Raw genomic sequence first — 26,340 nt, forward strand, 5'->3', positions numbered from 1 at the left:
ACGTTCGTCTTGAGCTCACGCTCGATCGTGCAAGATAATTTCTTCAGGAACGCATCATGAGTGGACCTTCTGACTACCAGCCGAGCCACCCCGCCTTGAAGTGGCTCGAGCAACGACTTCCGATCATCGGCCTGGTCCACTCGTCCTTCATTGCCTACCCGACGCCGCGGAACCTGAACTATTGGTGGACGTTCGGCGCCATCCTCTCGATGATGCTCGGCATCCAGATCGTGACCGGCGTCGTCCTGGCGATGCACTACACGCCGCATGCCGACCTCGCCTTCAAGTCGGTCGAACTGATCGTCCGCGACGTGAACTACGGCTGGCTGCTGCGCAACATGCATGCCTGCGGCGCGTCGATGTTCTTCCTCGCCGTCTACATCCACATGTTCCGCGGCCTGTATTACGGGTCATACAAGGCGCCGCGCGAGGTGCTCTGGATCCTCGGCGTCATCATCTACCTCCTGATGATGGCGACGGGCTTCATGGGCTACGTGCTGCCGTGGGGCCAGATGAGCTTCTGGGGCGCGACCGTCATCACCAATTTGTTCTCGGCCGTGCCGTATTTCGGCGAGAGCATCGTGACCCTTCTGTGGGGCGGCTACTCCGTCGGTAATCCCACGCTGAACCGCTTCTTCGCGCTCCATTATTTGCTGCCGTTCCTGATCGCCGGCGTGGTCGTGCTGCACGTCTGGGCGCTGCACGTCACTGGCCAGAACAACCCGGCCGGCGTCGAGCCGAAGACCGAGAAGGACATGGTGCCGTTCACGCCCTACGCGACGATCAAGGACTTCTTCGGCGTCGCCTGCTTCCTGATCTTCTATTCCTGGTTCATCTTCTACATGCCGAACTATCTCGGCGAGGCCGACAACTACATCCCGGCCAACCCGGCGGTGACGCCGGCGCACATCGTGCCCGAATGGTACTACCTGCCATTCTACGCGATCCTGCGCTCGATCCCGAACAAGCTCGCCGGCGTGATCGCGATGTTCGCGGCCATCATCGTGCTGGTGTTCCTGCCCTGGCTCGACTCGGCCAAGACCCGCTCCAACAAGTACCGTCCGCTCGGCAAGCAGTTCTTCTGGATCTTCGTCGTCGTCTGCATCGGCCTCGGCTATCTCGGCGCGCAGCCGCCGGAGGGTGTCTATGTCGTGCTCGGCCGCATCCTGACGGTGCTGTACTTCGCCTACTTCCTGATCGTGCTGCCGCTGCTCGCGCGCATCGAGCGGCCGCGCCCGCTGCCGAACTCGATCGCTGATGACGTGCTGGCCAGGTCCGGCCGCAAGGCGGCACCGATGGTCTCGACCGTGATCGCGCTGGTCGCCGCGGTGTCGCTGCTCGCCGGCAGCATGGGCGACGCCCGTGCCAGCGAAGGCCAGGAGAACCCGCCGTCGGCGAAGTGGTCGTTTGCCGGTCCGTTCGGCACCTTCGATCGCGGCGCCGTGCAGCGCGGCCTCAAGGTCTACAAGGAAGTCTGCTCGAACTGCCATTCGCTGCAATATGTGGCGTTCCGCAATCTCGCCGAGCCCGGCGGCCCGGGCTACTCGCCGGCGCAGGCGGCCGCCTTCGCGGCCGAGTACAAGATCAAGGACGGTCCCAACGACGCCGGCGAGATGTTCGAGCGTCCGGGCCGGCCGGCCGACTACTTCCCGTCGCCGTTCCCGAACGAGCAGGCCGCACGGGCCGCCAATGGCGGTGCGGCCCCGCCGGACCTGTCGCTGATGGCCAAGGCGCGCTCCTACAAGCGCGGCTTCCCCTGGTTCCTGATCGACTTCTTCACCCAGTTCCAGGAGCAGGGCCCGAACTACATCAACGCGCTGCTGCAGGGCTATGAAGAAACTCCGCCGCACGGCGTCACCATTCCGGACGGCTCGTACTACAACAAGTACTTCCCCGGGCATGCGATCAAGATGCCGCCGCCGCTGTCCGACGGCCAGGTGACGTTCGACGACGGCTCGCCGGCCACCGTGAAGCAGTATGCCCACGACGTCGCGACCTTCCTGATGTGGACCGCCGAGCCGCACATGGAAGCGCGCAAGCGCCTCGGCTATCAGGTGTTCATCTTCCTGATCATCTTCGCCGGCCTGATGTACTTCACCAAGAAGCGGGTCTGGGCCGCCGCGCATTGAGCGGTGATCGGAAACGTCTGATGAAAACGAAAAGCCCCTCCGGGGGCTTTTTTGTTGTCCCTGTGTTAGTTGGGCTCGGGCCAGGGGAGGCCTTGTCCGCGGCGCAGCCGGGAAAACGGAGTTCGCCCATGCCGTCACTTCTCGCCTTCGCCGGCGCCGCCGTGCTGGAGATCGGCGGCTGCTTCGCGTTCTGGGCTTGGCTGCGGCTCGGGCAGTCGCCGCTATGGCTGTTGCCCGGCATGGCCGCGCTCGCCGGCTTCGCGACGCTTCTCACCGTGGCCGACAGCCCGCTCGCCGGCCGCGCCTACGCCGCCTATGGCGGCATCTATATCACCGCGGCGCTGCTATGGGGCTGGCTGGTCGAGGGCCATCGCCCCGATCCGTGGGACGCCGCCGGCGCCCTGATCTGCCTCGCCGGCATGGCAGTGATCCTGTTCGCGCCGCGCGCGATGCCGGTCTAGCGCCCGTAGCCCGGATGAGCGCAGCGACATCCTGGATCGCAACAGTGCCGGCGAGGACCCCGGATGTCGCTGCGCTCATCCGGGCTACGAATCCTCTCACGTTGCAGCGAACCCGATCGCCTCCCGTCGCGCCGGACGCGCATTTGCGGTAAACCCCGCTCCTCAGCTTCCAACAAAACCTGCGGAGGAACACATGGGCACACTGATCAGCTTCAAGCGCCCCGATGGCCAGGAGGCCAAGGGCTATCTCGCCAAGGCCGCGCAGGCCGATGCGCCGGGCGTCGTCGTCATCCAGGAATGGTGGGGCCTGCAGGACCAGATCAAGGGGATGTGCGATCGTTTCGCGCTCGCCGGCTTCAATGCGCTGGCGCCCGATCTCTACAAGGGCACGGTGGTGCCCTATCACGATACGGATGCGGCGGGCCGGGAGATGAACTCGCTCGACTTCATGGACGCGACCACGCAGACCGTGCGCGGGGCCGCGCAATATCTGGCGCGCAACGGCGCCAAGGTCGGCCTCACCGGCTTCTGCCTCGGCGGCGTGGTGACGATCATCGGCGCGACCAAGATCGACGAGCTCGCCGCCGGCGTCGTGTTCTACGGCATTCCGCCTGAGCAGGCGGCGAAGCCGGCCGACGTCAAGATCCCGCTGCAGGCCCACTTTGCCAACAAGGATGATTGGTGCACGCCGGCGCTGGTGGACGGCTTCGAGAAGGCGATGAAGGCCGCCGGCAAGTCGCTCGAGCTCTATCGCTACGATGCCGAGCATGCCTTCGTGAACGAGCAGCGCATGACCGTGCACGATCGCAGGGCCGCCGAGCTCGCCTGGGGCCGCGCCACGGCGTTTTTCCACAAGCACCTCGGCTGAGCTGAGGGCCGGCGCGTCGGTTCCAAACCGCGCCGTGCGGACTCAAACCGCGCGGGCGGTCTTGGTTTCGGCCGAGGGCGCTTCGGCCTCACCAAGAGTCGGAGCGTCGTCTGAAGGAGCCAAGGGGTCGGCGCTGGTCACTGCGTCGGCGGAGCGCCGTCGACGCTTCGTCCGCTTTGCCTGCGCTTCGAGGAAGCAATCGAGCAGCGTCGGCTGCTTCGGGAGCGCATGCGACACTGAGGGCTGTTTGCCGCGGGCCATGTTAACCAAGGTAATTCAATATGGTTAACCAATCATTGCCACACTATTGCAGATAGACAACAGTGTTGCCCTCGCGCACAGCCAAGTTATGTAACTTTTTTGGATTGCGACAATCATGGGTCGATCCCGAGGCGGCGTGCACGCGCGCAACATGAGGTTGTGAGGCACCACACAGCCGCCGGCTGCAGCTTTTCGTCGCTTGGCGCCGTCACGTTTCGGCGAATCACCGGGATCCCGCCGAGATCTGAGCATTGATCATGTTCGAAGCGCGTCGCTTCGTTCGATGTTCGAATTCGCTGCGTCTCGCCGCCGGTTGCATCGCCGAAACAATCTGAGGTAGCGTTCTCCGGTCCCTCTGCTGATGGAGAAAGCCGTGCGAGTGGCCTTTGCGCTGGCCGGGCTGGGCGGCTTGAACGCCCATGGCGCCGGCTTCCTCGACACTGCCCGCGCCTGGGGCGTGACGCCGGATCTCGTCACCGCGACGTCCGGCCAGATCCTGGTGCTGTCGGCGTGGCTTCAGGGTCTCGATCTGCGCAACGAGCTGATGTCCTCCGACCGCCACCGGGATCCGGCGTCGCAGTTGCGCACGGTGATGTTCGGCTATCCCGGGGTGTTTCGTCCCGCCTATGCCGAGGCGCTTGCGCGCTTCGTCTCCTGGCCGGATTGGCGTGACGGCCCGTTCAACGCCCTCGCCGACCGGCTGTGGCCGGCGCAGCAATATGTCCCGGTGCGGAGCGAGGCCGACTTCGCGCACGCGGCGGAGACGCTCAACGCCGCGTCGGTCGGCGTCGTGTTCAACACCTATGATCCCGAGACCGGCACCGGCTATCTCTACGGCAACGAGGCGGCGCGGGCGCTGCTGCCGGCGGAGAAGTCGGTTCCCAACGCCCATGCCGTCAAGGCGCGGCAATCGGCGGCCAAGCGCGACCTGCGCTACGCCTCCGAGGTGCTGGCCGAGCGCGCCATCCGCCCGATCACGCCGGAGGCGGTCAAGGCCGCGCTGTGGCTGTCGCTCTACGGCTTCACCAAGCTGCCCCAGGGACAGATGGACGGCGCTTATCACCGCGCCAGCATCATCTCCGAGCTGCACGGTTTCGACCGCGTCTTTGCCGTCCGCCCGCTCGCCGAGGGGTGGCAGGGCCAGGCGCCGGCCAACTGGTTCGAGGTGCAGGACTGGACCACGGAGATGTGGTTCTCGGTCGGCTACAAGGCCGAGGTCGACGCGCTCAAGCGCATCAACGACCTGATCGCGAGCGGCGTGATCACCGATCCGAAATACAAGACCGTGGAGCTGGTCGAGATCCAGCCGGAGACGCCGGCCGGCTACTTCAACTACTTCGTCGAGCGCGGCGAGGTGTATGAGAACGCGGTGGTGGCGACGGAGATGAAGTTCGCCGAGCTGGGGCTGGTGAAGCCGGGGACGTGAGCGGTCGGCATTCATCACGGCCGCCGCCGCCCAATGCGGTAGCGGCCGTGATGACCGTGGTCAGCCTGCGGTGATGGCCCCCACGAGCGCGTCGTTGGTCATCGGCCTGCCGTCGAGATTCCAGGTGCCGTCGACGGCGTGGACGCCGTTGGACCAGATCCGGTCCCTGGCAAGCGCCCCGCCGGAGAGGTCATGCAGAATGTCGGTGGCTTCGCCGAAGAACGCCGTCTGGACCTCGTGACTGGCGAGCGCGAATGACGGCGTCTTGGTCTCGATCCAGGCGCCATCGACCGGCGTGCCGCCGGCGAAGGTATGGCCCTTCGGCAGGATGTTCAGATGGGCCGTGACGTTCGCCCCCATGATCCTGTTGCCCGCCAGACCATGGTGTCTCAGGAACGATTCCGTGATCCGCGCAACGGCGATCGGCGCCTGGTCGGCAGCGATGACGCCTTCGGTGAGTGTGAGACTGATCGGCATGACTCCTCCTGTGCTCGCCCTAGGGCGGTTGTCCCGGGGAACGGCGGTCATTATATAACGACCGTGATCCACCAATAGAATAACGATCGTTATCAGTCAAGCATGAAATAACGATCGCTATGGAAGGCGCCAGATGCGGTACCACGCCGAGCATAAGCAGGAAGCAAAGACGAAGTTGTTGGAGGCCGCGGGGCGCGGCTTTCGCCGGCTTGGCTATGGCGGCATCGGCGTCGACGGCCTCGCCAAGGAAGCCGGGGTCACGTCCGGCGCGTTCTACGGTCACTTCAAGTCGAAGGACGCCGCGTTCGAAGCCGCCGCGTTGGCCGGGCTGGACGATCTCAGGACGGGCATTGCGAGTCTTCAGCAGCAGATGGGAGCGCGCTGGGCCGAGGCGTTCATCGCATTCTATCTCGGAGAACGTCTCCATTGCATCCTGGACTCGAGCTGCGGACTGCAGAGCCTGACGCCGGACGTGACGCGCGCCAGCGAGGAAACGAAGGCCGCCTATGGCACCGCGCTCGAAAGGGTCGCGCAGCAGATCGCAAAGGGGTTGCAGGGGAGCACCGATGAAGCTCGGCTGCAAAAGGCCTGGTCGCTGATGGCGATCCTCTCGGGAGGGGTGACGATGGCGCGCAGCGTCGGCTCACGCGAAGCCCGCGATGCCATCGCCGCCCACCTCAAACAAGCCGCGCTGGCGCTGCTGTAGAGCCGCTGTCGCGCGAGCGCTCGGCTTCGCAAGTTGTGAGGTGCCGCTCGCCCCAACGCCAGTGAGCTCCCCTGTCCGCAAGGGGGAGGGGAGCGCACCGCCAGTTTGGCGGCATGTCGAATCCAACGCCGTTTCGATATCTGCTAGCATGGCCTATCAGATGATCCTGGATCCCGCATGAGCACCGAGCCGATCACGTTCGTCGACAAGTCGTCCGGCGACGACGCATGCGTGCTGGTTCGCGTCGTCGGCGATAGCATCGGGTTGGCGCTGTCGTTGAGGACGGACGGCGACATCGAGGTCTTCATGGCGGCCGAAGAGCTCGATCGAGTCATCGGTGCGCTTCAGCAAGCTCGCGCGGCGATGGGGCGCGAGGGAAGCGTCATCGTGACTCGCCCCACGTGAACGCACGTCTGGCAAGGGAGATAACAATTCCCCACGCGATCCTTCATGTCGTCTTCAACATGTCCGCTGCAGGCACGTTGCGCGCTGCGCTCCAGCAGGCTGGGCGCAGCGACCGCGTGATTGGCTTTGCCGACAGCCTGAGCTTTGGTCCGATCAATCCACCCGACCCGGAGCTGCGAACCGCCTGGATGGACCAGGAATTGCAAGTGTCAGGCTGGGAAGAGGTGGGCGGCCAGGCAACATCGTTCTGGGACGAGGCGCTCTCGAGCAACAACCGACGGATCGCCTGGTTCACGCGGCGATCGACCCAGGAATATGCCGGCTTCCTCGAACTCCTGTGGCGGCTCGGCGATGAGCCGATCGAGATCGTCGATCTCACCGACACAGTCGTGCGGGCAGGGGAGACTGGGCCGAAGGCGCCACGGCTGGCCGTCAGCCTGGGTTTAGTGTCGCCGGAGACAATTCGCGACAATGCACTGTGGGATCTGCGGACCGTTCTGTCGCCAAGCCGGCGTGATGCCTGCCGAGAACGTTGGGCGCGCCTCAAAGCGGAGAACGCGCCGTTGCGCGTCATTCGCGACGGCGAATTGCTGTCAGCGCCCATCTCGTTCTTCGATTCGGTGCTGCTGTCATTTGCCACGGCCGACTGGCAGAAGACGGCGAGGATTATCGGGGAGGCGCTTTGCGAAACCGGGACGATTGTGCTGCAGACGGGCGATATCGAGTTGTTCGCGCGCGCCCGTGCGCTCGTAGCAGCAGGTCGCCTCGAGTCTCGTGGCGACCTGCTCGATATGCATCGCAGTGAGTTGCGGTTAGCGGGCGGCTGCGCATGACGCGTCAGGAATAGCCGGGTTGGCCGGACCCAGCGCCGCGTCCGCATCAGCCGCGGACCCGTCTAACGTTCCGGGGCCGGCATTGCAGCCCCGCGGCTCTTCTTCAGCTCGCGAACCGCATCCCGGTTGCCTTGAGCCTCGGAGAAATCCGGCGCCAGGGCGATGGCCGCGTCGAAGTCGGCGATCGCGCGATCGTAGTCTGCCTTCTCCTTGTAGGCGAGGCCGCGATTGTTGTAGGCATCGGCATAGCTCGGATCGAGCCTGATGGCCTGATCGAAGTCGACGATGGCCCGGTCGTGATTCCCTTTGTCGTCGTAGGCGATACCGCGACGGTTGAAGGCCTCTGCAAGCTCGCCATTCAGCCTCAGAGCCTCGTCAAAATCGGCGATGGCGCGGTCATGATCGCCTTTCTTGTCGTAGGCCGCGCCGCGGTTCATGTATGCTTTCGCGTGTTGCGGCTCGAGCTTGATCGCCACGCCGAAATCTATGATGGCACGGTCGTGATCGCCCTTATCGTCATATGCAATGCCGCGATTGACATGGGCAAGAACGTGACCCGGATCGCGCCTGATCGTTTCGTCGAAATCGGCGATGGCGTGATCGATGTCACCTGTTTCGAAATACGCGATCCCTCGGTTGAAATGGGCGTTAAGGGCTTTCGCGGGCGTCAGGCCGAATTTGATCGCAGCGCTGTAGTCGGCAATGGCGCGGTCGAACTGCTTCTTGTGTTTATGCACGGCGGCGCGAAGGGTGTATGCGGTGGCGTCAGTCGGGTCGCGTCGGATCGCCTCGTCTATATCTGCGAGGCCGCGATCGAAGTCGTTCCTCAGAACATGGACTGCGCCGCGATCAACGTAGGGCTTGGCTTGCTCGGGGTCCAGCGCCAACGTTCGATTGAAGTCCGTGAGCGCCCGATCATAATTTTCTTTCGAGAAGTAGGCCAAGCCGCGATTGTAGTAGTAGAGCGGCTTCTTCGAATCGAGCTTGATCGCCTCGTCATAATCTGCAATCGCCCGATCGTAGTCGCCTTTGCCTGCGTAGGCGAACCCACGATTGTTGCGGGCCGCCGGGTAGGAGGGATCGAGCCTGATCGCTTCGGTGAAATCGGCTATGGCGCGGTCGTACTCCTGTTTCTCATAGTACGCATTGCCACGATTGAAATAGCCGTGGATCTGATCTTGTCCGGACCATCGATCGGACTGCAATGCGAAGGTGCAGCTCTCGATCCGCTGGTCGACCGGGAAACGGCGGTCCAGGCACCAGGCCAGTGGCGGCTCGCCCTGCGCAACAGCGTCGGGTGCCGTCGCCGCGGCAAAGAGGAGCATGGCGGGCAAGGCCAGGGGATGGCGTCGCAAAGGACGAATGCCTTCAGCAAGGGAGACGATGCAGCATAGACCGGGCACTGCATGCCCGGCAATTCGGATATTCGCTCTGCCGATGATCTCCGTGCCGGGCTGGTCGATCATGCGCCGCCCCGCGAAATTCATCAGCCGCCTCAAGCTGATTTGCCCTGTCCAGTCCTTCGCCAAAAAATATTCCTGTTTCTATTTTTCGGAATTCGTGCTCTGATATCTCCGTCCCACCCGGCACGAGGGGCGTATCGCGATCGTCACGACACGCGGGGTGGAGATGCGGTGGGCGTGTCACGTCGCAGCATGGCAGACGTCGTGCGGACGAACGGCGGGCGCGCACGGTGAAGTCGCATGGTCCTGGCCTCCCGACGCTGAGGCCGCGCCGGTGGTGATGATGATCCGCCGGTCACGGGGGCAAGACAGCCCGGTCCCCGGGGAGAGTGCGTATAAGCCGTCAGACCATCGCGCAGGGAAGGCCGGTCGTCCGGCTGACCTGTGGTGACTGCCGCCTGCTTTTTTTGCTGCAGGCGGGCCACGGGCATCAGCCGATGCCCGGCCTTCCCTGCGCCCTCGACTTGGAGGGCGGAATTGATGATCATCACTCGGGCATCATGTGTCGCGAGAATGCTGCTGCATGTTCCTTTGTCATTCTCGTCGGCGCCAGTGCCTTCCGCTCGCCGGTGCGCATTATTGCGCCCTCGCCCCTTGTGGGAGAGGGCATGTAGGACAGAGCGGCATGCTCGGTTGGGTGAGGGGTATGCCTCTGCAAGCGCCGCTGCGGAGAGAGACCCCCTCACCCAGCCGCGTTAGCGGATGGGCCGCACACGCCCTCTCCCACAAGGGGACCCACAAGGGGACCCACAAGGGGCGAGGGCGCTGTATCGGGCAGCCGGCCCGCGGTGCCTCTGTTGATCGGCTGAGGCATCCCACCCCCATTTGTGGCCCCGCCGCCCTTGACCCCGGCTGCCCGCCGTGGTCAGTTCCGCCGCATGAGCACCCTTGTCCGCCCAGCCCGTCTCTGGTGGCGCACCTTGTAAGAGGTGGCCGGTGCGATTTGTTTGACATGAGATCGCAGAGGGGCCGCCACGCAGCGGCGGCTTCCGGTTGGTCCTGTGTGGCGTTTCCTCGGCAAATTCCGTAAGAGGACGCCCAAGAGGACCCCATGAACAGGACCGTTTTCGCCCTTCCGGCCCGCAGCGACTACCGCACCTCCAGCGGGCTCGCGATCACGCGCGCCGTCGAGCAGTTTTCCGGTGGCGCCAGCCGGCTCGATGACCTGATCGACCTGCTCGACCGCCGCCGTGGCGTGGTGCTGTCCTCGGGCACGACCGTGCCCGGCCGCTACGAGAGTTTCGACCTCGGCTTCGCCGATCCGCCGCTGGTGCTGGAGACCAAGGGCACTGACTTCACCCTGCAGGCGCTGAACCGCCGCGGCGAGGTGCTGATCGCGTTCCTGAAGGACACGCTGCGCGAGCCCTGTGTGGTCATCACCGAAGCTTCGCCGGCGCGGCTCGCCGGACACATCGTCCGCGGCCCGGCCCCGGTCGAGGAGGACCAGCGCACGCGGCGCGCCAGCGTGATGTCGCTGGTGCGGGCGATGATCGCGGCGCTCTCGGCCAATGACGACCCGCTGCTCGGCCTGTTCGGCGCCTTCGCCTACGACCTCGTGTTCCAGATCGAGGACCTCCAGCAGAAGCGGCCGCGCGAGAAGGACCAGCGCGACATCGTGCTCTACGTGCCGGATCGCCTCTTGGCCTACGACCGCGCCACCGGCCGCGGCGTCGTGCTGTCTTATGATTTTTCCTGGAACGGACAGTCGACGGAAGGCCTGTCGCGCGACACCGACGCCAGCATCTATCTCAAGGAGCCGCGCCAGGGGTTTGCCGATCACGCGCCCGGCGAGTACCAGGCGACGGTCGAGAAGGCCCGCGCCGCGTTTGCCCGCGGCGACCTGTTCGAGGCGGTGCCCGGCCAACTCTTTGCCGAGCCGTGCGAGCGCTCGCCGGCGGAAGTGTTCCAGCGGCTCTGCCGGATCAATCCGTCGCCCTATGGCGCGCTGATGAATCTCGGCGACGGCGAGTTCCTGGTCTCGGCCTCACCCGAGATGTTCGTCCGCTCCGACGGCCGTCGCGTCGAGACCTGTCCGATCTCCGGCACCATCGCCCGCGGCCGCGACGCCATCGGCGATGCCGAGCAGATCCGCCAGCTCCTAAACTCGGAGAAGGACGAGTTCGAGCTCAACATGTGCACCGACGTCGACCGCAACGACAAGGCGCGCATCTGCGTCCCCGGCACCATCAAGGTGCTGGCGCGCCGGCAGATCGAGACCTACTCGAAACTGTTCCACACGGTGGATCACGTCGAGGGCATGCTGCGGCCAGGCTTCGATGCGCTCGATGCCTTCCTGACCCACGCCTGGGCCGTGACCGTGACCGGCGCGCCAAAACTGTGGGCGATGCAGTTCGTCGAGGACAATGAGCGCTCGCCGCGGCGCTGGTATGCCGGCGCCATCGGCGCGGTGAATTTCGACGGCTCGATCAACACCGGCCTGACGATCCGCACCATCCGCATGAAGGACGGGCTCGCCGAGGTCCGTGTCGGCGCCACCTGTTTGTTCGATTCCGATCCCGCGGCCGAGGATCGTGAGTGCCAGGTCAAGGCGGCGGCGCTGTTCCAGGCGCTGCGCGGCGATCCGCCGAAGCCGCTGTCGTCGACCGCGCCGGATGCCACCGGCTCCGGCAAGAACGTGCTGCTGATCGATCACGACGACAGCTTCGTTCACATGCTGGCCGACTATTTCCGCCAGGTCGGCGCCAACGTCACCGTGGTGCGTTATGTCCACGCGCTGAAGATGCTCGCCGAACGAAGCTGGGATCTGATCGTGCTGTCGCCGGGGCCAGGCCGCCCCGAGGACTTCAAGATCTCGACGACGATCGACGCTGCGCTCGCGAAGAAGCTGCCGATCTTCGGCGTGTGCCTCGGCGTGCAGGCGATGGGCGAGTATTTCGGCGGCCAGCTCGGCCAGCTTGCCCAGCCGGCGCATGGAAGGCCCTCGCGGGTCCAGGTGCGCGGCGGCCGCCTGATGCAGGGCCTGCCGAACGAGATCGTCATCGGCCGCTATCATTCGCTGTTCGTCGAGCGCGACAGCATGCCGGAGGTGCTGACCGTCACGGCGGCAACCGAGGACGGCGTGGCGATGGCGATCGAGCACAAGACGCTGCCGGTCGGCGGCGTGCAGTTCCATCCGGAATCGCTGATGTCACTCGGCGATGCCGTGGGTTTGAGGATCGTGGAGAATGCGTTCCGGCTCAATCAGCCGGAGTGAGAGGTGGTTGCCGTCATCGCGAGGAGCGTGAGCGACGAAGCGATCCAGAGTTGTTTTCGCGGCCCTGGATTGCTTCGCTTCGCTCGCAATGATGAATTCCTCGCGGTCACGGCCAAACGAGGCAATGAGAGCACGATGACGTTCGATCTGGACATCAAGAACACCGTCCGCACCATTCCGGACTATCCGAAGCCGGGCATCCTGTTCCGGGACATTACGACCCTGCTGGCGGACGCGCGCGCGTTCCGCCGCGCGGTCGACGAATTGGTGCATCCCTGGGCCGGCTCCAAGATCGACAAGGTCGCGGGCATCGAGGCCCGCGGCTTCATCCTCGGAGGCGCAGTGGCGCATCAGGTGTCGGCCGGGTTCGTGCCGATCCGCAAGAAAGGCAAGCTGCCGCACAAGACGGTCAGCATGTCCTATGCGCTGGAGTACGGCACCGACGAGATGGAGATGCATGTCGACGCGGTGCAGCCCGGCGAGCGCGTGATCCTGGTCGACGACCTCATCGCCACCGGCGGCACGGCCGAGGGCGCGGTGAAGCTGTTGCGCCAGATCGGCGCGACCGTGGTGGCGGCCTGCTTCATCATCGACCTGCCGGATCTCGGCGGCGCCGCCAAGCTGCGCGCGCTCGACGTGCCCGTGCGCACGCTGATCTCCTTCGAAGGGCACTGAGAAGCGCGCGGCGGCGTCAGGACCGCTGCATCAGAAGCTCATTCTCGATCTCGCGCAGCGCATAGTAGTTGCGCCGGATCCATTGATAGAGCTCGGTGGAGGGGTCCTTCTCCTGGCGCAGGTAGCCGGTGAAGGAGAACGAAAAACGTTCGATATAGGTTCTGAGGAACGCGGGCAGGGCGGCAATGTGCAGATGCTTGCTGCGGCTGTAGAGGTCGGGGAGCTCCTCGCGCAGGACGTGGTCGTTTTCGACCACGATCAGCTGGGGCTTCGGGATCTGGCGCCGCAGGGCATCGTAGGCGCGCATCGAGACCCGGTCGCCTTCGGCGCAGAACAGAATGATCGGGACCACGTTCCGCCGCGCGGCCTCCTTCAAAAAGCCGATCTGTTCGGACATCTTGAAGAACTCGTCGAACGAGTAGTAGCCGAGGTCGATCACCTTGGGGATGCCGTCGTTGAGGATCACCCGGTCCATCAGCTGGATCTTGCCGTAGGTGTCCTCGATCGTCGCGGTCTCCGTGATCTGCGGCAGGAAGTCGAGCAGCGACGGCTCGCGCAAGGTGACGTCGAAGGCGAGCACTTGGCCGTTCTTCAGCAGTAGGAACTCGCTCAGCACCCGCGCAAGCAGCGTCTTCCCGGATTGCGGCCGGGGCGAGCAGACGATGTAGACAGGCGTCGCGGGCATCCGACCTATATCAGGTCAAATGCGGTTGCGATAAAGTCCCATCCTTCACGGAGCTGCTATTTTTCCCCGGCCGGCCGCGGCGCCGCCGCCTTGGTCGAGCCGACGATGTCGGTCAGCTTGATGCGGTCGTACTCGCTCCAGACGTTGGCGAGCCAATGCCGGACATAGCCGCGCAGCACGAAGGAGTAGTTGGCGGCCTCGTCGCGGGGACCCTTGTTGGCGACGAATTTGAGGAACGGCACCGAGGCGACCTCGACCTGCTCGAACGCCATTTCGTTGAGCTTCGGGATGGTCAGCTCGGTCGCGTCCTTGATGCGGTGGAAGTAGGAATTGTAGGTCGACTGGTCCCACTCGAAGAAGCTGGTGTTGTTGATGAAGTTCTTCACCAGGAAATATTTCGCGCCGATCATGTAGCTCGCCGTCTCGGCGATCTCGTCGAGCGAGGCGATCGACGAGCCCAGGATGTGGAACACCGCGAAGGTGATCTGGCCGGAGCGGGCGGCGTCGAGGAATCCGATGTCGCGCAGCGCGGCGAGCGTCGGCGACATCAGGCCGGCGCGGACGTCGATCACGGTCACCGACGGCGCCACCGCGCTCAGGGTGTCGAAGATCTTCATCTGGTCCGGCGTCGAATTCATGTCGACGATCTCGGTGATCTCCGGGTGGAAGCGCTTCAAGGTGCCGCGCGGATGCTCGGTGTCGAACGCCCGGGTGGGGACGTTGTTGGCGCTGAAATAATCGAGCAACGTCCGCGACACCGTGGTCTTGCCGACCCCGCCCTTGTCCGCACCCACCACAACCACTGCCGGTTTCGCCATGGAAAGTCCTTCAGCCCTGAGGCCGGCCAGGGGGCCGGCGCATTGCATTCTGCTTTGGGCGCGAACATGGCAGAAACGCTGGAGAATTCAAATTCATTGCAGCACGGGACCGGGGAAATTTGCGCCTTCGCCGCAACAGGCTGGAGCAATCGGAGGCATTCCGGCCCGCGCGTTCGAGCCGGCGAGGAAGCACTTGCAAGCGAATGGCAGGACAATTGCCCGTCGCACGGGATTGGCGGCTGAATTCCGCGGCGAAGGCGGCGACTAGTGCCGGCCCCAGGGACCGGTCGCGGGGGTGGTCCACGGTCCCTGGGGAGCGGCTTGACCCTGGCCAGATGGCGGGGCCGGGCCATCGGCCTGGCCCCAGGGACCACCGGACGGCAACGGTGGCGGAGCGTCGCCGTCTGGAGCATCGGCTCCGGTATCGTCGGGCTGTGCCTCGTCCGTGGGCAGCGCCAGCGGGCCCGGATCATGGCCGCCGGCGAACCTGATCAGCGCCTGGACCCGGGCATCGATCGAGGGATGGGTGGCGAACAGGTCGGCAAAGCCCTCGCGCGGATTGTCGACGCACAATTCCATGACGGCGGAGGTGGCGCCCGGCAGTTCGCCGCGCCCTTCGATCTTGCGCAGGGCGGTGATCATGGCGTCCGGATTCTTGGTCAGCTCGACCGACCCGGCATCGGCAAGGTATTCACGGGTGCGCGACAGGGCCAGCTTGACCACCTGGGACAGCAGCCAGGCCACCACGATCAGCACCACCGCGATGATCACGACGATGATGGCCCCGCCGCCGGAGCCCTTGCGGTCGGAGTCGGACGAGGAGGAGGACGACGACGAGCGACCCCAGCCGCCGCCCCAGCTCATGTTGGTGAACAGGCGGAAGAACAGTTCACCGAAGAAGCCGACCACGCCGGCGATGATGACGGCCACGACCATCAGTTGGACGTCGCCGTTGCGGATATGGGTCAGCTCGTGGCCGAGCACCGCCTCGATCTCCTGGTCATCGAGCGCGTCGAGCAGGCCGGTCGTGACGGTGACCGCGTATTGCCGCGGGTTCAGGCCGGTCGCGAAGGCGTTCAGCGCCGGGCTGTCCATGATCTTCAGCTGCGGCATGGTGATGCCGCGCGAGATGCAGAGATTTTCGAGCAGATTGTAAAGCCGCGGCTGCTCCTGACGCGTCACCGCGGTCCCGCCGGTGACCGCGTCGATCATCTTCTGATGGAAGAAATAGGCGATCACGATCCAGGCCGCCGCGCCCAGCGTGGCCCAGGGCAGCGCCCTGATCAGGTCGCGGGTGGCCGCGTTCATGTAATAGGCGACACTGCCATTGCCGTTGATCATGACCTCCGCGATCAGCGCGCCGGCGAACACCAGCACGTAGATCAGCAGGAACAGGCCGCCGAGCAGCAGCACCGAACGAGTCTTGTTCGATGCGATGTGGGTGTAGAGACCGTAGGCGGCCATGGCGTCGGACCCTTCAGCGCGGAGGGCGCGGGATCAGAACTTGACGCTCGGCGCGGCCTCGACTTCGGTCCGGCTGGCGCCGAGATCGAAGAACTCCTTGCGTGTGAAGCCGAAGGTCCCGGCGAACAGTGCGGCGGGCATCTGCTGGATGCCGGTATTATACTCTTGGACCGCGTTGTTGAAGAAGCGGCGGCTGGCGGCGATCTTGTTCTCGATGTCGGAGAGCTCGCCGGCGAGCTGCTGGAAGTTGGCGTTGGCCTTGAGGTCCGGATAGGCCTCGGACAGCGCGATCAGGCGACCGAGTGCGCCGGAAAGTTGGCCTTCGGCGGCCGAGACCTGGGCCGGGCCCTGCGCCGACATCGCCGCATTGCGAGCCTTGATGACCTCGTCGAGGGTGCCGCGCTCATGCGCAGCGTAGCCCTTCACGGTCTCGACCAGATTCGGAATCAGGTCGTGGCGCAACTTGAGCTGGACGTCGATGTCGGCAAAGGCCTGGCCGACCCGCTGGCTGAGGGCGACCAGCCGGTTGTAGGCGCCAAGGGCGAACAGCACGAGAATGACGATGATGCCGAGGACGATCCAGCCGGACATGACGGGCTCCGAGGGAGAGGGCGGGAGAACGAGGCGGCCGACACGCGACGGCGCCGCCGGTCCGCAGATGGACCGGCGTGCATTGGTCGCATCAGGGGGGATGCCCGTTCAAGTCGCTTGAGCCTGGCCGGTCCGTTCGATGGGCGCCCAGGCGACCGAATTGGCGTCGGAGGCAACGATGCGCAGGGCTCAATAGGGACGGGCGACCCGCCATTGCTGCGTGGGGTCGTTGCCCTTGATATCGCCGGGGGCGCTGTCGAGCTGCGAGGTGTAGAGCGGCCGGTAGCGGTAGGCCCACATCTTCTTGCCGTCGCTGCGGGTGATGACGGTGAAGTCGCCGCTGGCGGTCGCGTTGTCTGGGGCCATCAGCGGCGGCCGCTTCTCGGCACAGGCACCGTCGCAGGTCGACTTGTTCCCGGTGTTGTCCCGCTCGGTATAGTAGAGCGTCATCCCTTTTGGGTCGACCAGGACGGGACCGTTCTTGCCGACGATGGCCTTGGCCGGCGGGCCCTCCTGTTTCGGTGGGGGCGGTGCCGAGGATCCACCACCGTGGCCGTTTGCCAGGGCCGTTCCTGCCGAAGCCAGCAGCGCGGCGGTGATCATCATCGTCCTGAACATCGAAACGCGTTCCCGTGTGAGCAGCGCATTCAGCGCCTGTTGCAGCTCACCGTAGCAAGCATCGATTTCTCTCGGGTTTCGCGAAATCGCGAAAATGAGAGACAAACACGACCTGTCGTTAACCATCTGCGGCCGCGACGGTATCTACGGTCGTGGCGGCGGCTCCACGCCGTCGCCCCAGTCCCAGCGGCGGGCGGCGGCAAAGGCGGGCTTGTCGCGGCGGGGGATATTGACCGTGGCAGCGGTCCCATCGGCTTGGCACAGCTTCGCGGTTGTCGCGACCTTGGTGACCGACGGCGGCGCGAGCACGCGTGCGGCGGGCCGATGCGTTGCTGGCTTGCGGGTGAGGGCAACGAAGCTGAACTTCTCGTCCTCGAACGGGACGTCAGCCCCTTTCAGTTCGCGGTGTGCCCGCGATCGCGCCAGCCGCTGCGCGAAATGGCACCAGTCCGGTGCCACGAGGGGGCACGGCGCTGCGTGCGGGCAGGGCGCCGCGACATGAGCGCCTGCTGCGATCAGGCGGTCGCGCGCGGCGATGATGCGCTGATAGCCGGCGGGCGTGCCGGGCTCGACGATCAGCAGCGTATCGCCGGTCCTGGCCCACAGCGCATCGACGGTCGCAGAGCGCTCGGCATCCGTCAGCTCCCCGATCATGTAGCCGGCGATGACGAGATCGGCCCTTCCGGCACGATCGAGCAGCGCTCGCGCCGGTCCCAGCGCATAAGAGAGGTCGCGGAGGCGCATCGTGTCGTCAGCGAGCGTCAGCGCCAGCCCGCGCAACGCTGGATTGGAATCGACGGCGTTGAACGAGGTCAGCAGCGGAAACGCTTCCGCCGCAGCGAAGCTCGCGGTCGCTGGTCCGGCACCGACATCCAGCAGCGAGGCCGGAGCGAAGTCCGGGCTCGCCTGCATCACGGCGTTGAGGCTGGCAACGACCGCCGCGTAGGTCGCCGGCATTCGCACCGTGGCATAGGCAATGGCGTCGGCGTCGCTCGTGATCGTTCCGGAATTGCCGCCGCTGCGGTAGGCGGCCGAGATGCGGGCCGCCCGGGCGGCTGCATCCTGCCGCGACTGCCCGTGCAGCATGGCTTCGAGGGACGCCTTCAGCGCGGCGGGCAGATCAGGAGAGATCATCGGTCCTCTCCACGCGTCAGTCCGGCCGCCGCGCGGGCGGCGATCCGGAATGACGGAGCAAGATCAAGCCACCTGCTGGTCGAGGATCTTCACGGCCTCGTCGAGCGCGACCGAGACGAGCTGCGACACGCCGCGCTCGGCCATGGTGACGCCGAACAGCCGGTTCATGCGCGCCATGGTGATCGGGTTGTGGGTGATGATGATGAAACGGGTCTCGGTCGAGCCCTTCATCTCGTGCAGCAGGTTGCAGAAGCGTTCGACGTTGTGGTCGTCGAGCGGCGCGTCGACCTCGTCCAGCACGCAGATCGGCGAGGGGTTGGTGAGGAACACCGCGAAGATCAGCGCCATCGCCGTCAGCGCCTGCTCGCCGCCCGACAGCAGCGACAGCGTCTGCGGCTTCTTGCCCGGCGGCTTGGCGATGATCTCGAGGCCCGCCTCGAGCGGATCGTCGCTCTCGATCAGGTGCAGCGCCGCTTCGCCGCCGCCGAACAGCTCGGTGAACAGCCGCTTGAAGTGGTCGTTGACGGTCTCGAACGAGGATTGCAGGCGCTCGCGCGCCTCCTTGTTGAGGCTTTGGATGCCCTGGCGCAGCCGCTTGATGGCCTCGACGAGGTCGTCGCGCTCGGTGGTCAGCGCGGTATGCGAGCCCTCGACCTCGGTGAGTTCTTCCTCGGCGCGCAGGTTGACGGCGCCGAGCCGCTCGCGGTCGCGGCGCAGCTTCTCCAAGGTTTCTTCGATCTCGTGCAGCGGCGGCAGTTGCGTGTCCGGACCGATCTCGGCCATCGCCGCGACCGCCTGCGGCTCGCATTCGAGCATGTCGTGGATCTCGCGCTCGACGTCGCCGACGCGGCGCTTGGCGCTCTCCAGCCGCTCCTCGGCGCGGGCGGCTGCTTCGCGCGACTTGGACAGCGCTTCCAGCGACGCTTTCGCAGCGCGGTCGGTGTCGCCCATCGCAGTCTCGGCCTCGGCGAGCGCGTCGGCCGCGACCTGGCGCTCCTCCTCGGCGATGGCGAGCTCGTCGATCAGCGCGCTGCGCTTCTCGGCGAAGATCTCCGGCGCGTTGTCGAGCTCGGCGCGCTCGTCCCTCACCTCGGCGATGCGCGCCTCGATGGTGGCGATCTGCGAGCCGGCGCCGCGGATGCGGTTGAACCAGTCGTTGCGCTCGTTGATGATCGCCTGCACGCGGCGGTCGGCGAGCTCGGCCTCGCGGGCCAGCGCCTGGGCCTCGGCGCGCACCTGGGCCGCGGCGCGGCGCTTGGCCTCGATCTCGGCGCGCACGGCCGCCAGCCGGCCATCGGCTTCGGTGGTCGCCGGCAGCTCCTCGATCGCCTCCAGCGCATTCTGGTGCAGCTCGGCGATCTCGGCGCGGTCATGGGCGAGGCGGGTCGAGGCCTCGACCAGCGCCGATTTGCGCGCCGAATGGCGGTTGATCTCGCGCTCGGCATTGGCGTGGCGCTCGCGCGCCGAGTTCACCTCGCGCTGCGCGGCGCGCCAGGCTTCGCGCGCGGCGCTCTCGGCGGCGGTCGCGGCCCTCACCTCGGCCTCGGCGCTCTCCAGCGCTTGGCGCTTGTTGGCGGCATCGATGCGCGCCTGCTCGAGCTCGGCCTCGATATCGATCAGGCGGGCACGCTCGGCCAAGCGCCGGGCCGCGCCGGTCGGCGCATGCGCGGCGGCGATGAAGCCGTCCCAGCGCCAGACGTCGCCTTCCGGCGACACCAGCCGCTGGCCGGTCCTGAGTTGAGAAACGAGTTGAGCGCCGCGGTCGCGCGACACCACGCCGATCTGGGCCAGGCGGCGCGACAGCTCCGGCGGCGCCTGCACATAGGCCGCGAGCGGCTCGACGCCATCGGGCAGCGCGGGGTCGGTGACCTCGGCGCCGGCGACGGTCCAGTGCATCGGCGCGGACGCGTCGACCGGCGCATCGAGGTCGTCGCCGAGCACGGCGCCGAGCGCCTTCTCATAACCCTTGGCCACGGTGACGCCGTCGATGATCGGCGGCCACAGATTCTTGGTCTCGCTGTTCACCATCTTGGAGATGGTGCGCGCCTCGGTCTCCAGCCGCTGCACCCGCTTCTCGGCCTCGGCGAGCGGGGCGCGCGAGGCTTCGAGCTTCTGCCGCGCATTGGCCTGCGCCGACTCGTTGGTCTGCACCGCGGCCTCGGCCTGCGCCTCGGATTCCTCGGCCGCTTCGAGCGACGCCGCTAGCGTGTCGAGATCACCGAGATGCGCGGTCTCCTGCGCCAGTCGCTCCTCGTCGGCGCGGACATTGGCGATGTCCTGGTCGAGCCGGGCCAGACGCTCGCGGTGGCTGCGGACGTTGGCCTCGAGCTGGTTGCGGCGTGCGGTGAGATCGGCGAGCTGCGTCGTCAGCTCCGTGAACTGCCGCTCGGTCTCAGCGAGAAGAGCCTCGGCCTCGGCGACGCGCTCGTCGACGCCGCTGCGCATCTCGACGCGCGCCTTGATCTCTTCCTTCAGCTCCGCGTCTTCGGTCTCCAGGCGCTGCAGCGCGACCTGCGCGTCCTGGTTCTGCTGCTGCTCGCGCGCGACGTCGGCGGTGAGCTGCATCAGGCGGCGATCGAGCTCGCTAACGCGCTCCTTGGCGCGCACCTCCTCGCGGTCGAGCAGATCGCGGGCATTCTTCAGCCGCTGCATCGTCGCGGCGGCGCGGGCCTCGGCCTCGCGCAGCGCCGGCAGATGCGACGAACGGATCGCCTGGATGCGGGCCGATTCGGCCTGCTCGCGGGTCCGCTCCGCCATCTCGCGCACGGCGACATCGTGCACATGCGCGGCGTCGTTGAGGTCGGCATGCGCGCCCATCCAGCGCAGGTGATAGAGCGTCGCTTCGGCCTTGCGCACCTTGGCGGCGACCTCGCGGTAGCGGATCGCCTGCCGCGCCTGCTTGCGCAGGCCTTCCATCTGGCCGGAGAGCTGGCCGATGACGTCCTCGACGCGCAGCAGATTCGTCTCCGCCGCCTTCAGCCGCAACTCGGCCTCGTGGCGGCGGGCATGCAGGCCGGCGACGCCGGCGGCGTCTTCCAGCACGCGGCGGCGCTGCTCAGGTTTCGCTTGAATGATCTCGCCGATCTTGCCCTGGTGGACCAGCGCCGGCGAGCGTGCGCCGGTGGCGGCGTCGGCGAACAGGATCTGCACGTCGCGGGCGCGCACGTCGCGGCCGTTGATGCGATACACCGAGCCGGCCTCGCGCTCGATGCGGCGCGAGATCTCGAGAATGTCACGGTCGTTCACGGCCGCTGGCGCGGTGCGATCGCTGTTGTCGATCGTCATCACCACTTCGGCGTGGTTGCGCGACGGCCGCGTGTTCGAGCCGGAGAAAATGACAGCGTCCATGTCGGCGGCGCGCAGCGATTTGTGCGAGGTCTCGCCCATCGCCCAGCGCAGCGCCTCGACCAGATTCGACTTGCCGCAACCGTTCGGACCGACGACGCCGGTGAGGCCGGGTTCGATCACGAAGTCAGTCGGTTCGACGAACGTCTTGAAACCGTGAAGACGAAGACGCGTGAGTTTCATGCACAGATTCTCTGTTGGCGGGAGACGAATCTCCCAGCCCCGACAATACCATGGAAGGCAATGTCAATGTGGACTGAGTCGCCCTGGCGCCTCATTCTGAGGGCGGGACAATGGCGAGGGCTGGTCCCCAGGGCAACCCGCCGGGCCTGCTTTTCCAAGGCTTTCTCGTGGCGAACGGCCCACGAAACAGAAGCGGCCCCATTGAGGGGCCGCGCTGTGTCTTTGATGACTCAGTGATTCGAATCAGCTCTTCAGAAGCGGGTTGATCTTCTTCTGAAACTCCTCGATCGAAGCCTCGCCCTTGATCTTCTCGCCGTTGATGAAAAAGGTCGGCGTCGAATCGACTTTAAGAATGTCGCTCGCATATTTCTGGTCGGCGGCGATCTTGTCGAGCAACGCCTGGTCCTTGAGGCAGGCCTCGACCTGCTGCTGGCTGAGACCGGCCTGCTTGCCGATCCGCGTCAGCGTCTCCGTCGTGTTCTTCACCACCCAGTCGTTCTGCGAGCGGAACAGCATGTCGGTGACCGCGAAATACTTCTGCGCGTCGTCCTTGGCGATGCAGCGCGTCAGCATCGAGCCCGCGGCGGCTTTGATGTCGAGCGGGAACTCGCGGAAGATGTAGCGGATCTTGCCGGTATCGATGTATTCGGCCTTCAGCTTCGGGAACACGGTGGCGTTGAACGCCGCGCAGTGCGGGCAGGTCATGGAGGCATATTCGGTGATGGTCACCGCAGCGTCCGCCGGTCCGATCGCCATGTCGGGCAACGACTGAGGCTTGGCGACATCGGCGGCGCTCTGCGCCATCGCGTCCGAGATCAGCCGCAGCGGGGAGAAGCCGGCCAGAGCGGCGAGGCCGGTCAGCGACAGGGCAGCGGTGAAGGCGCGGCGGGTGATGATCAAGGCTCTGCTCCGAAATGGGCGCATCTCGCGCCTGAAACGCTCGTAACTCGGCTTTTCGCTAGCTTGAAACCCACCCGGAGGCAATGCCGGGCCGCAAATGGGGATCAAAGCGTCAGCGTCAATTTCGCTTGATGGCGGCGCCCAGGCGGGCCAGCGCGTCGCGCAGGGCGTCGTCCTCGATCGCGGTCAGGGTCTGCGCGACCTTCGCGACCGTCTTCGGATCGGGCGGCACCGGGCGGCGCTTTACCGGGGGGCGCAACAGCGGCCCCTGGCGCAGCGCCAGCTTGCCGACCGCGTGCCAGCCGAAGAAGCGGTTGACCCGCTCCAGGATCACGTCCGACGAATGCTGGATCTCCAGCGCCATCGGCCCCTCGACGCGCAAAATCAGCGTCGCCGGCTCCTGCGGCTGGCCCTCGACCGGCCGCGGCCATTGCATCTTCAGCGGCTGGGCGTGCTCGGCGATCTCGCGCCCCGCGATTTCCGGCCAGCGCGTCACCAGCTCGCGCGCGGCAAAGCCTTGCTTGGCATAGGCGGCCGTCAGCACGTCGCCCATCATGAGCGACAGCGGTTTTGCGGTGAGGCGGCCGGGCTTTGCCATCGATGCAGGCTTCTCGTGGTCTGCCGCCCGTCCGAGCCGCCGGGGCTCGAAGAAAGCCGTGGATGCCGCAGACGAGACGGCGGTCCAGCGGGCGACGATGGCTCCTGACGTACTAGATTAAGCCAATGGTGTCATCAGCCCTTCCTTCCAAGCGCAAGAGCCGACCAGAGAATCGCGGCTCCGCCGAGCGCCCCGCACAACTGCTCGCCTGGTACGACCGCCACCGCCGGCGGCTGCCGTGGCGCGCGCCGGCCGGGCAGCGCTCCGATCCCTATCGCGTCTGGCTGTCGGAGATCATGCTGCAGCAGACCACGGTGAAGGCGGTCGGGCCGTATTTCGAGAAGTTTTTGGCGCGCTGGCCGGATGTCTCCGCGCTCGGCAGCGCCGAGCTCGACGACGTGCTCCGGATGTGGGCCGGCCTCGGCTATTATTCACGGGCGCGCAACCTGCATGCCTGCGCCGTCGCCGTGCTGCGCGAGCATGGCGGTGTGTTCCCGGACACCGAGCAGGGGCTGCGCGCGCTGCCCGGCATCGGCCCGTACACCGCGGCGGCCATTGCCGCGATCGCGTTCGATCGGCTGACGATGCCGGTCGACGGCAACATCGAGCGCGTCGTGTCGCGGCTGTTCGCGGTGGAGGAGGCGTTGCCGCAGGCCAAGCCGCAGATCCAGGCGCTGGCAGCGACGCTGCTCGGGCCGTCGCGCGCCGGCGACAGCGCGCAGGCGCTGATGGATCTCGGCGCCACCATCTGCACGCCGAAGAAGCCGGCCTGCGCGCTATGTCCCCTCAACGAGGATTGCGCGGCGCGTGACCGCGGCGACCAGGAGACGTTTCCGCGCAAGGCCGCCAAGAAGACCGGTACGCTCAGGCGCGGCGCCGCCTTCGTCGTCGTCCGAGGCGACGAGTTGCTGGTGCGCTCGCGCCCTGCAAAGGGCCTGCTCGGCGGCATGACCGAGGTTCCCGGCTCGGAATGGCTGGCCGGGCAGGACGATGCCGACGCGCTGGCGCAAGCGCCGGAGCTGGCCGGCGTGAAACGTTGGCACCGCAGGCTCGGCGTCGTCACCCACGTGTTCACGCATTTCCCACTGGAGCTCGTGGTCTATACCGCTAAGGTCCCGGCGCGGACACGCGCACCGGACGGCATGCGCTGGGTGCCGATCGCGACGCTGGACGGCGAGGCGCTGCCCAACGTGATGCGCAAGGTCGTCGCGCATGGGCTTGGAGAGTAAGGCTGCGCCCGTGATAGAGGCTGAAAGGCTGTTCGCGAGCCAACTGACGTAGGGGCAAGAGGGCCAGCCCCGACATTACACGACACGCTTGATGCTGCGCTCGCGCGCGCCGTGCCCACCATTTCGGCGAATTGGGTGCGCTGGATCGTAGCCTACCGCTACGATAACCTCGGGGCATCGCCTGTCGATCATTCACAGCGTTGCCCGGTAAAGTTGTAACCGGAAGAAGGCCATTGTAGGTTCCAACGAGCACCGATAGGTCCCGTCGGCTTCCGCTCGGATCTATTGTCTTGCGCGAGAGAGGATATCGATGAAGGCTGACCCGGATGATCTCAAGGTTCGCGACCTGCTTGATCTTAAATCACAGCAAATGTTGGTCGTTAATCCAGAATATCAGCGCGGAAGCGTGTGGACGGTCTCTCAAAAAAAGAAACTGATCGATTCCGTTCTGCGTGGATATCCAATTCCGCTTATTTATCTGCACCATATTCGACAAGCCGCTGGAAAGCTCGTTAGTGAACGATACGAAGTTATAGACGGGCAGCAACGTATCAACGCCCTGTCAGATTTTTACGAAGGCGCATTTAAACTGTTCGACCCAGAACTCGACGAAGCCGAAGCGCGATTCCCAGATTTCATTAAACGCCAGCAGTGTCCCTGGGGACGACGATCGTTTCATGATCTTGCGGAGGACACAAAATCGCGATTTCTCGATACTCCGCTCCGCATCGTTCGGATCGAAACTCACGACTCCAATGAAGCGCGAGACCTGTTTGTTCGGCTTCAGTCTGGAATGCCATTAAACGCTCAAGAAAAGCGCGATGCGTGGCCGGGCCAATTTACGGATTTTATCCTTCGCCTTGGCGGCAAACCTGGTTTGGCTCGCTACCCTGGGCACGATTTTTTTAACATATTGATGGGCGCACAAAAGGTGCAAGACCGAGGTAAGTTTCGCCAGTTGGCGGCGCAGATCGCTGTGCTCTATTTCAAGAGACGTTTTGATAAAAATGGTTCATTTTGTGACATTAAGGCGGAAGCGGTGGATGACTTCTACTACGAAAATCTTGGTTTTGATTCAGAGTCGGCTGATGCGCGGCGGCTGTTCGAAATTTTTGATAAGCTGACAAAATTGCTGCGCGACCAAAAGCGCTCGAAAATAATTGGACATGAAGCGATCCACCTTGTTCTTTTAGTGGACAGCTTGATGGATGACTACACCCGCGGATGGGAGGGAGAGTTTGCGTCAGCCTTCGACTACTTCCGACATCAATTTGCTCTGGGAAGGCAGACACGAGATGATGCGAGCCCAGGAGAATACTGGCTGCGCTACGGTGTGCACACGCGCGTCAACAGCGATCGTGCTGATGTGATTCAACGCCGCCATGAGTTCTTTTCTGCAAAGATGCGGGAAAAGCTCAATCCCCAACTAAAGGACCCACAACGCCTGTATGGCGCCTTGGAGCGGGAGCTTGTCTATTATCGGGACAAGAAGCGTTGCGCTGTCTGCGGCAACGAGGTGCCGTGGCCCGAGATGGAGATTCATCACGTCGAGGAGCATGGTAAAGGCGGCGGGACCACCCTTGAGAATGGGGCGCTGGTTCACAGGGATAAGTGTCATCCGAAGGGAGCAAGGGCCACTGCTGCCTTTGCAAAGAAATGGGCGGAAGCTCAAGCTCACGGAGCATCTTCGAGTGCTATTGCTGTAACCGACAATGAGCCATTTGACGAAATCGACGATGATAACGGCTTGTCGATAGAAGCTGGTTCGAATTGACACGCTGAAAAGAGGTTCCAGCTTCGACCAAAGGTTCTGCGATCGTCGCCGAGCTAGCTCCTCTACCGACGACGAAACGATCC

General features: G+C 65.2%; 22 protein-coding genes. 11 read left to right on the top strand and 11 right to left on the bottom strand.

Annotated elements, in window-relative coordinates; translation table 11 throughout:
• Positions 1-56: 56 nt before the first annotated feature.
• From QX094_RS21495 to QX094_RS21510, 4 genes are all read left to right on the top strand, one after another.
• The gene (locus tag QX094_RS21495) at positions 57-2,129 is read left to right on the top strand and encodes a cytochrome c1 (protein WP_315717284.1); all 2,073 of its coding nucleotides are present in this window, start codon (positions 57-59) and stop codon (positions 2,127-2,129) included.
• Positions 2,130-2,257: 128 nt separating this feature from the next.
• The gene (locus QX094_RS21500) at positions 2,258-2,590 is read left to right on the top strand and encodes a YnfA family protein (protein ID WP_315717282.1); all 333 of its coding nucleotides are present in this window, start codon (positions 2,258-2,260) and stop codon (positions 2,588-2,590) included.
• Positions 2,591-2,783: 193 nt separating this feature from the next.
• On the top strand, positions 2,784-3,458 hold the full coding sequence (locus tag QX094_RS21505) for a dienelactone hydrolase family protein (protein WP_316188114.1): 675 nt from the start codon (positions 2,784-2,786) through the stop codon (positions 3,456-3,458).
• 634 nt (positions 3,459-4,092) lie between these two features.
• Positions 4,093-5,145 carry a hypothetical protein gene (locus tag QX094_RS21510; RefSeq protein WP_316183789.1) on the top strand — a complete coding sequence of 351 codons (1,053 nt, stop codon included), beginning with the start codon at positions 4,093-4,095 and terminating at the stop codon, positions 5,143-5,145.
• Between the two features lie 60 nt (positions 5,146-5,205).
• On the opposite strand, the gene QX094_RS21515 is transcribed toward QX094_RS21510, so the two are convergent.
• Positions 5,206-5,622: a 4-oxalocrotonate tautomerase gene (locus tag QX094_RS21515; protein ID WP_315717279.1), complete on the bottom strand. Its 417-nt coding sequence runs from the start codon at positions 5,620-5,622 to the stop codon at positions 5,206-5,208.
• A 133-nt stretch (positions 5,623-5,755) separates the two neighbouring features.
• Here QX094_RS21515 and QX094_RS21520 point away from each other — a divergent pair, with 133 nt between their 5' ends.
• The 3 genes from QX094_RS21520 (at position 5,756) to QX094_RS21530 (ending at position 7,566) form a co-directional block, all read left to right on the top strand.
• On the top strand, positions 5,756-6,328 hold the full coding sequence (locus QX094_RS21520) for a TetR/AcrR family transcriptional regulator (RefSeq protein ID WP_315717278.1): 573 nt from the start codon (positions 5,756-5,758) through the stop codon (positions 6,326-6,328).
• 177 nt (positions 6,329-6,505) lie between these two features.
• Entirely contained in the window at positions 6,506-6,733 is a 228-nt protein-coding gene (locus QX094_RS21525; protein WP_315717277.1) for a hypothetical protein, read from the top strand.
• Positions 6,730-7,566: a DUF3658 domain-containing protein gene (locus QX094_RS21530; RefSeq protein ID WP_316183788.1), complete on the top strand. Its 837-nt coding sequence runs from the start codon at positions 6,730-6,732 to the stop codon at positions 7,564-7,566. Before QX094_RS21525 ends, QX094_RS21530 begins: the two co-directional genes overlap by 4 nt.
• Positions 7,567-7,628: 62 nt before the next feature.
• Here QX094_RS21530 and QX094_RS21535 read toward each other — a convergent pair whose 3' ends face one another.
• On the bottom strand, positions 7,629-9,095 hold the full coding sequence (locus QX094_RS21535) for a tetratricopeptide repeat protein (RefSeq protein WP_315826980.1): 1,467 nt from the start codon (positions 9,093-9,095) through the stop codon (positions 7,629-7,631).
• A gap of 985 nt (positions 9,096-10,080) precedes the next feature.
• Between QX094_RS21535 and QX094_RS21540 the strand changes: the two genes are divergently transcribed.
• Positions 10,081-12,243 (top strand): anthranilate synthase component I, encoded by a 2,163-nt coding sequence (locus QX094_RS21540; protein WP_316183787.1) that lies wholly within the window; start codon positions 10,081-10,083, stop codon positions 12,241-12,243.
• A 135-nt stretch (positions 12,244-12,378) separates the two neighbouring features.
• Entirely contained in the window at positions 12,379-12,918 is a 540-nt protein-coding gene (locus tag QX094_RS21545) for an adenine phosphoribosyltransferase (RefSeq protein WP_172133418.1), read from the top strand.
• A gap of 16 nt (positions 12,919-12,934) precedes the next feature.
• Here QX094_RS21545 and QX094_RS21550 read toward each other — a convergent pair whose 3' ends face one another.
• The 9 genes from QX094_RS21550 to QX094_RS21590 form a co-directional block, all read right to left on the bottom strand.
• Positions 12,935-13,603: a hypothetical protein gene (locus QX094_RS21550; protein WP_315717273.1), complete on the bottom strand. Its 669-nt coding sequence runs from the start codon at positions 13,601-13,603 to the stop codon at positions 12,935-12,937.
• Positions 13,604-13,659: 56 nt separating this feature from the next.
• The gene (locus tag QX094_RS21555) at positions 13,660-14,421 is read right to left on the bottom strand and encodes a hypothetical protein (RefSeq protein ID WP_009025709.1); all 762 of its coding nucleotides are present in this window, start codon (positions 14,419-14,421) and stop codon (positions 13,660-13,662) included.
• Between the two features lie 264 nt (positions 14,422-14,685).
• The gene (locus QX094_RS21560; protein ID WP_316171351.1) at positions 14,686-15,885 is read right to left on the bottom strand and encodes a M48 family metallopeptidase; all 1,200 of its coding nucleotides are present in this window, start codon (positions 15,883-15,885) and stop codon (positions 14,686-14,688) included.
• A gap of 33 nt (positions 15,886-15,918) precedes the next feature.
• On the bottom strand, positions 15,919-16,476 hold the full coding sequence (locus tag QX094_RS21565) for a LemA family protein (protein ID WP_315717271.1): 558 nt from the start codon (positions 16,474-16,476) through the stop codon (positions 15,919-15,921).
• A 189-nt stretch (positions 16,477-16,665) separates the two neighbouring features.
• Positions 16,666-17,094 (bottom strand): hypothetical protein, encoded by a 429-nt coding sequence (locus QX094_RS21570; RefSeq protein WP_316171353.1) that lies wholly within the window; start codon positions 17,092-17,094, stop codon positions 16,666-16,668.
• 144 nt (positions 17,095-17,238) lie between these two features.
• On the bottom strand, positions 17,239-18,228 hold the full coding sequence (locus QX094_RS21575) for a small ribosomal subunit Rsm22 family protein (RefSeq protein WP_316188115.1): 990 nt from the start codon (positions 18,226-18,228) through the stop codon (positions 17,239-17,241).
• Positions 18,229-18,291: 63 nt separating this feature from the next.
• Positions 18,292-21,756 (bottom strand): chromosome segregation protein SMC, encoded by a 3,465-nt coding sequence (gene smc / locus QX094_RS21580; protein ID WP_316183785.1) that lies wholly within the window; start codon positions 21,754-21,756, stop codon positions 18,292-18,294.
• A 243-nt stretch (positions 21,757-21,999) separates the two neighbouring features.
• Positions 22,000-22,656, bottom strand: coding sequence for a DsbA family protein (locus QX094_RS21585; protein ID WP_315717267.1), 657 nt, complete (start codon positions 22,654-22,656; stop codon positions 22,000-22,002).
• A gap of 118 nt (positions 22,657-22,774) precedes the next feature.
• Positions 22,775-23,254 (bottom strand): DUF721 domain-containing protein, encoded by a 480-nt coding sequence (locus tag QX094_RS21590; protein ID WP_315717265.1) that lies wholly within the window; start codon positions 23,252-23,254, stop codon positions 22,775-22,777.
• A 125-nt stretch (positions 23,255-23,379) separates the two neighbouring features.
• On the opposite strand from QX094_RS21590, the gene mutY reads away from it, so the two are divergent.
• Together mutY and QX094_RS21600 are read left to right on the top strand one after the other, a co-directional pair.
• A complete protein-coding gene (gene mutY, locus QX094_RS21595) occupies positions 23,380-24,483 on the top strand; it encodes an A/G-specific adenine glycosylase (protein WP_316188116.1) in 1,104 nt (367 codons plus the stop codon).
• Between the two features lie 310 nt (positions 24,484-24,793).
• Positions 24,794-26,257 (top strand): DUF262 domain-containing protein, encoded by a 1,464-nt coding sequence (locus tag QX094_RS21600; RefSeq protein WP_315717263.1) that lies wholly within the window; start codon positions 24,794-24,796, stop codon positions 26,255-26,257.
• The last annotated feature ends 83 nt before the right edge of the window (positions 26,258-26,340 follow it).

The sequence above is a fragment of the Bradyrhizobium sp. SZCCHNS1050 genome (genome assembly GCF_032484785.1).
Lineage (GTDB): Bacteria > Pseudomonadota > Alphaproteobacteria > Rhizobiales > Xanthobacteraceae > Bradyrhizobium.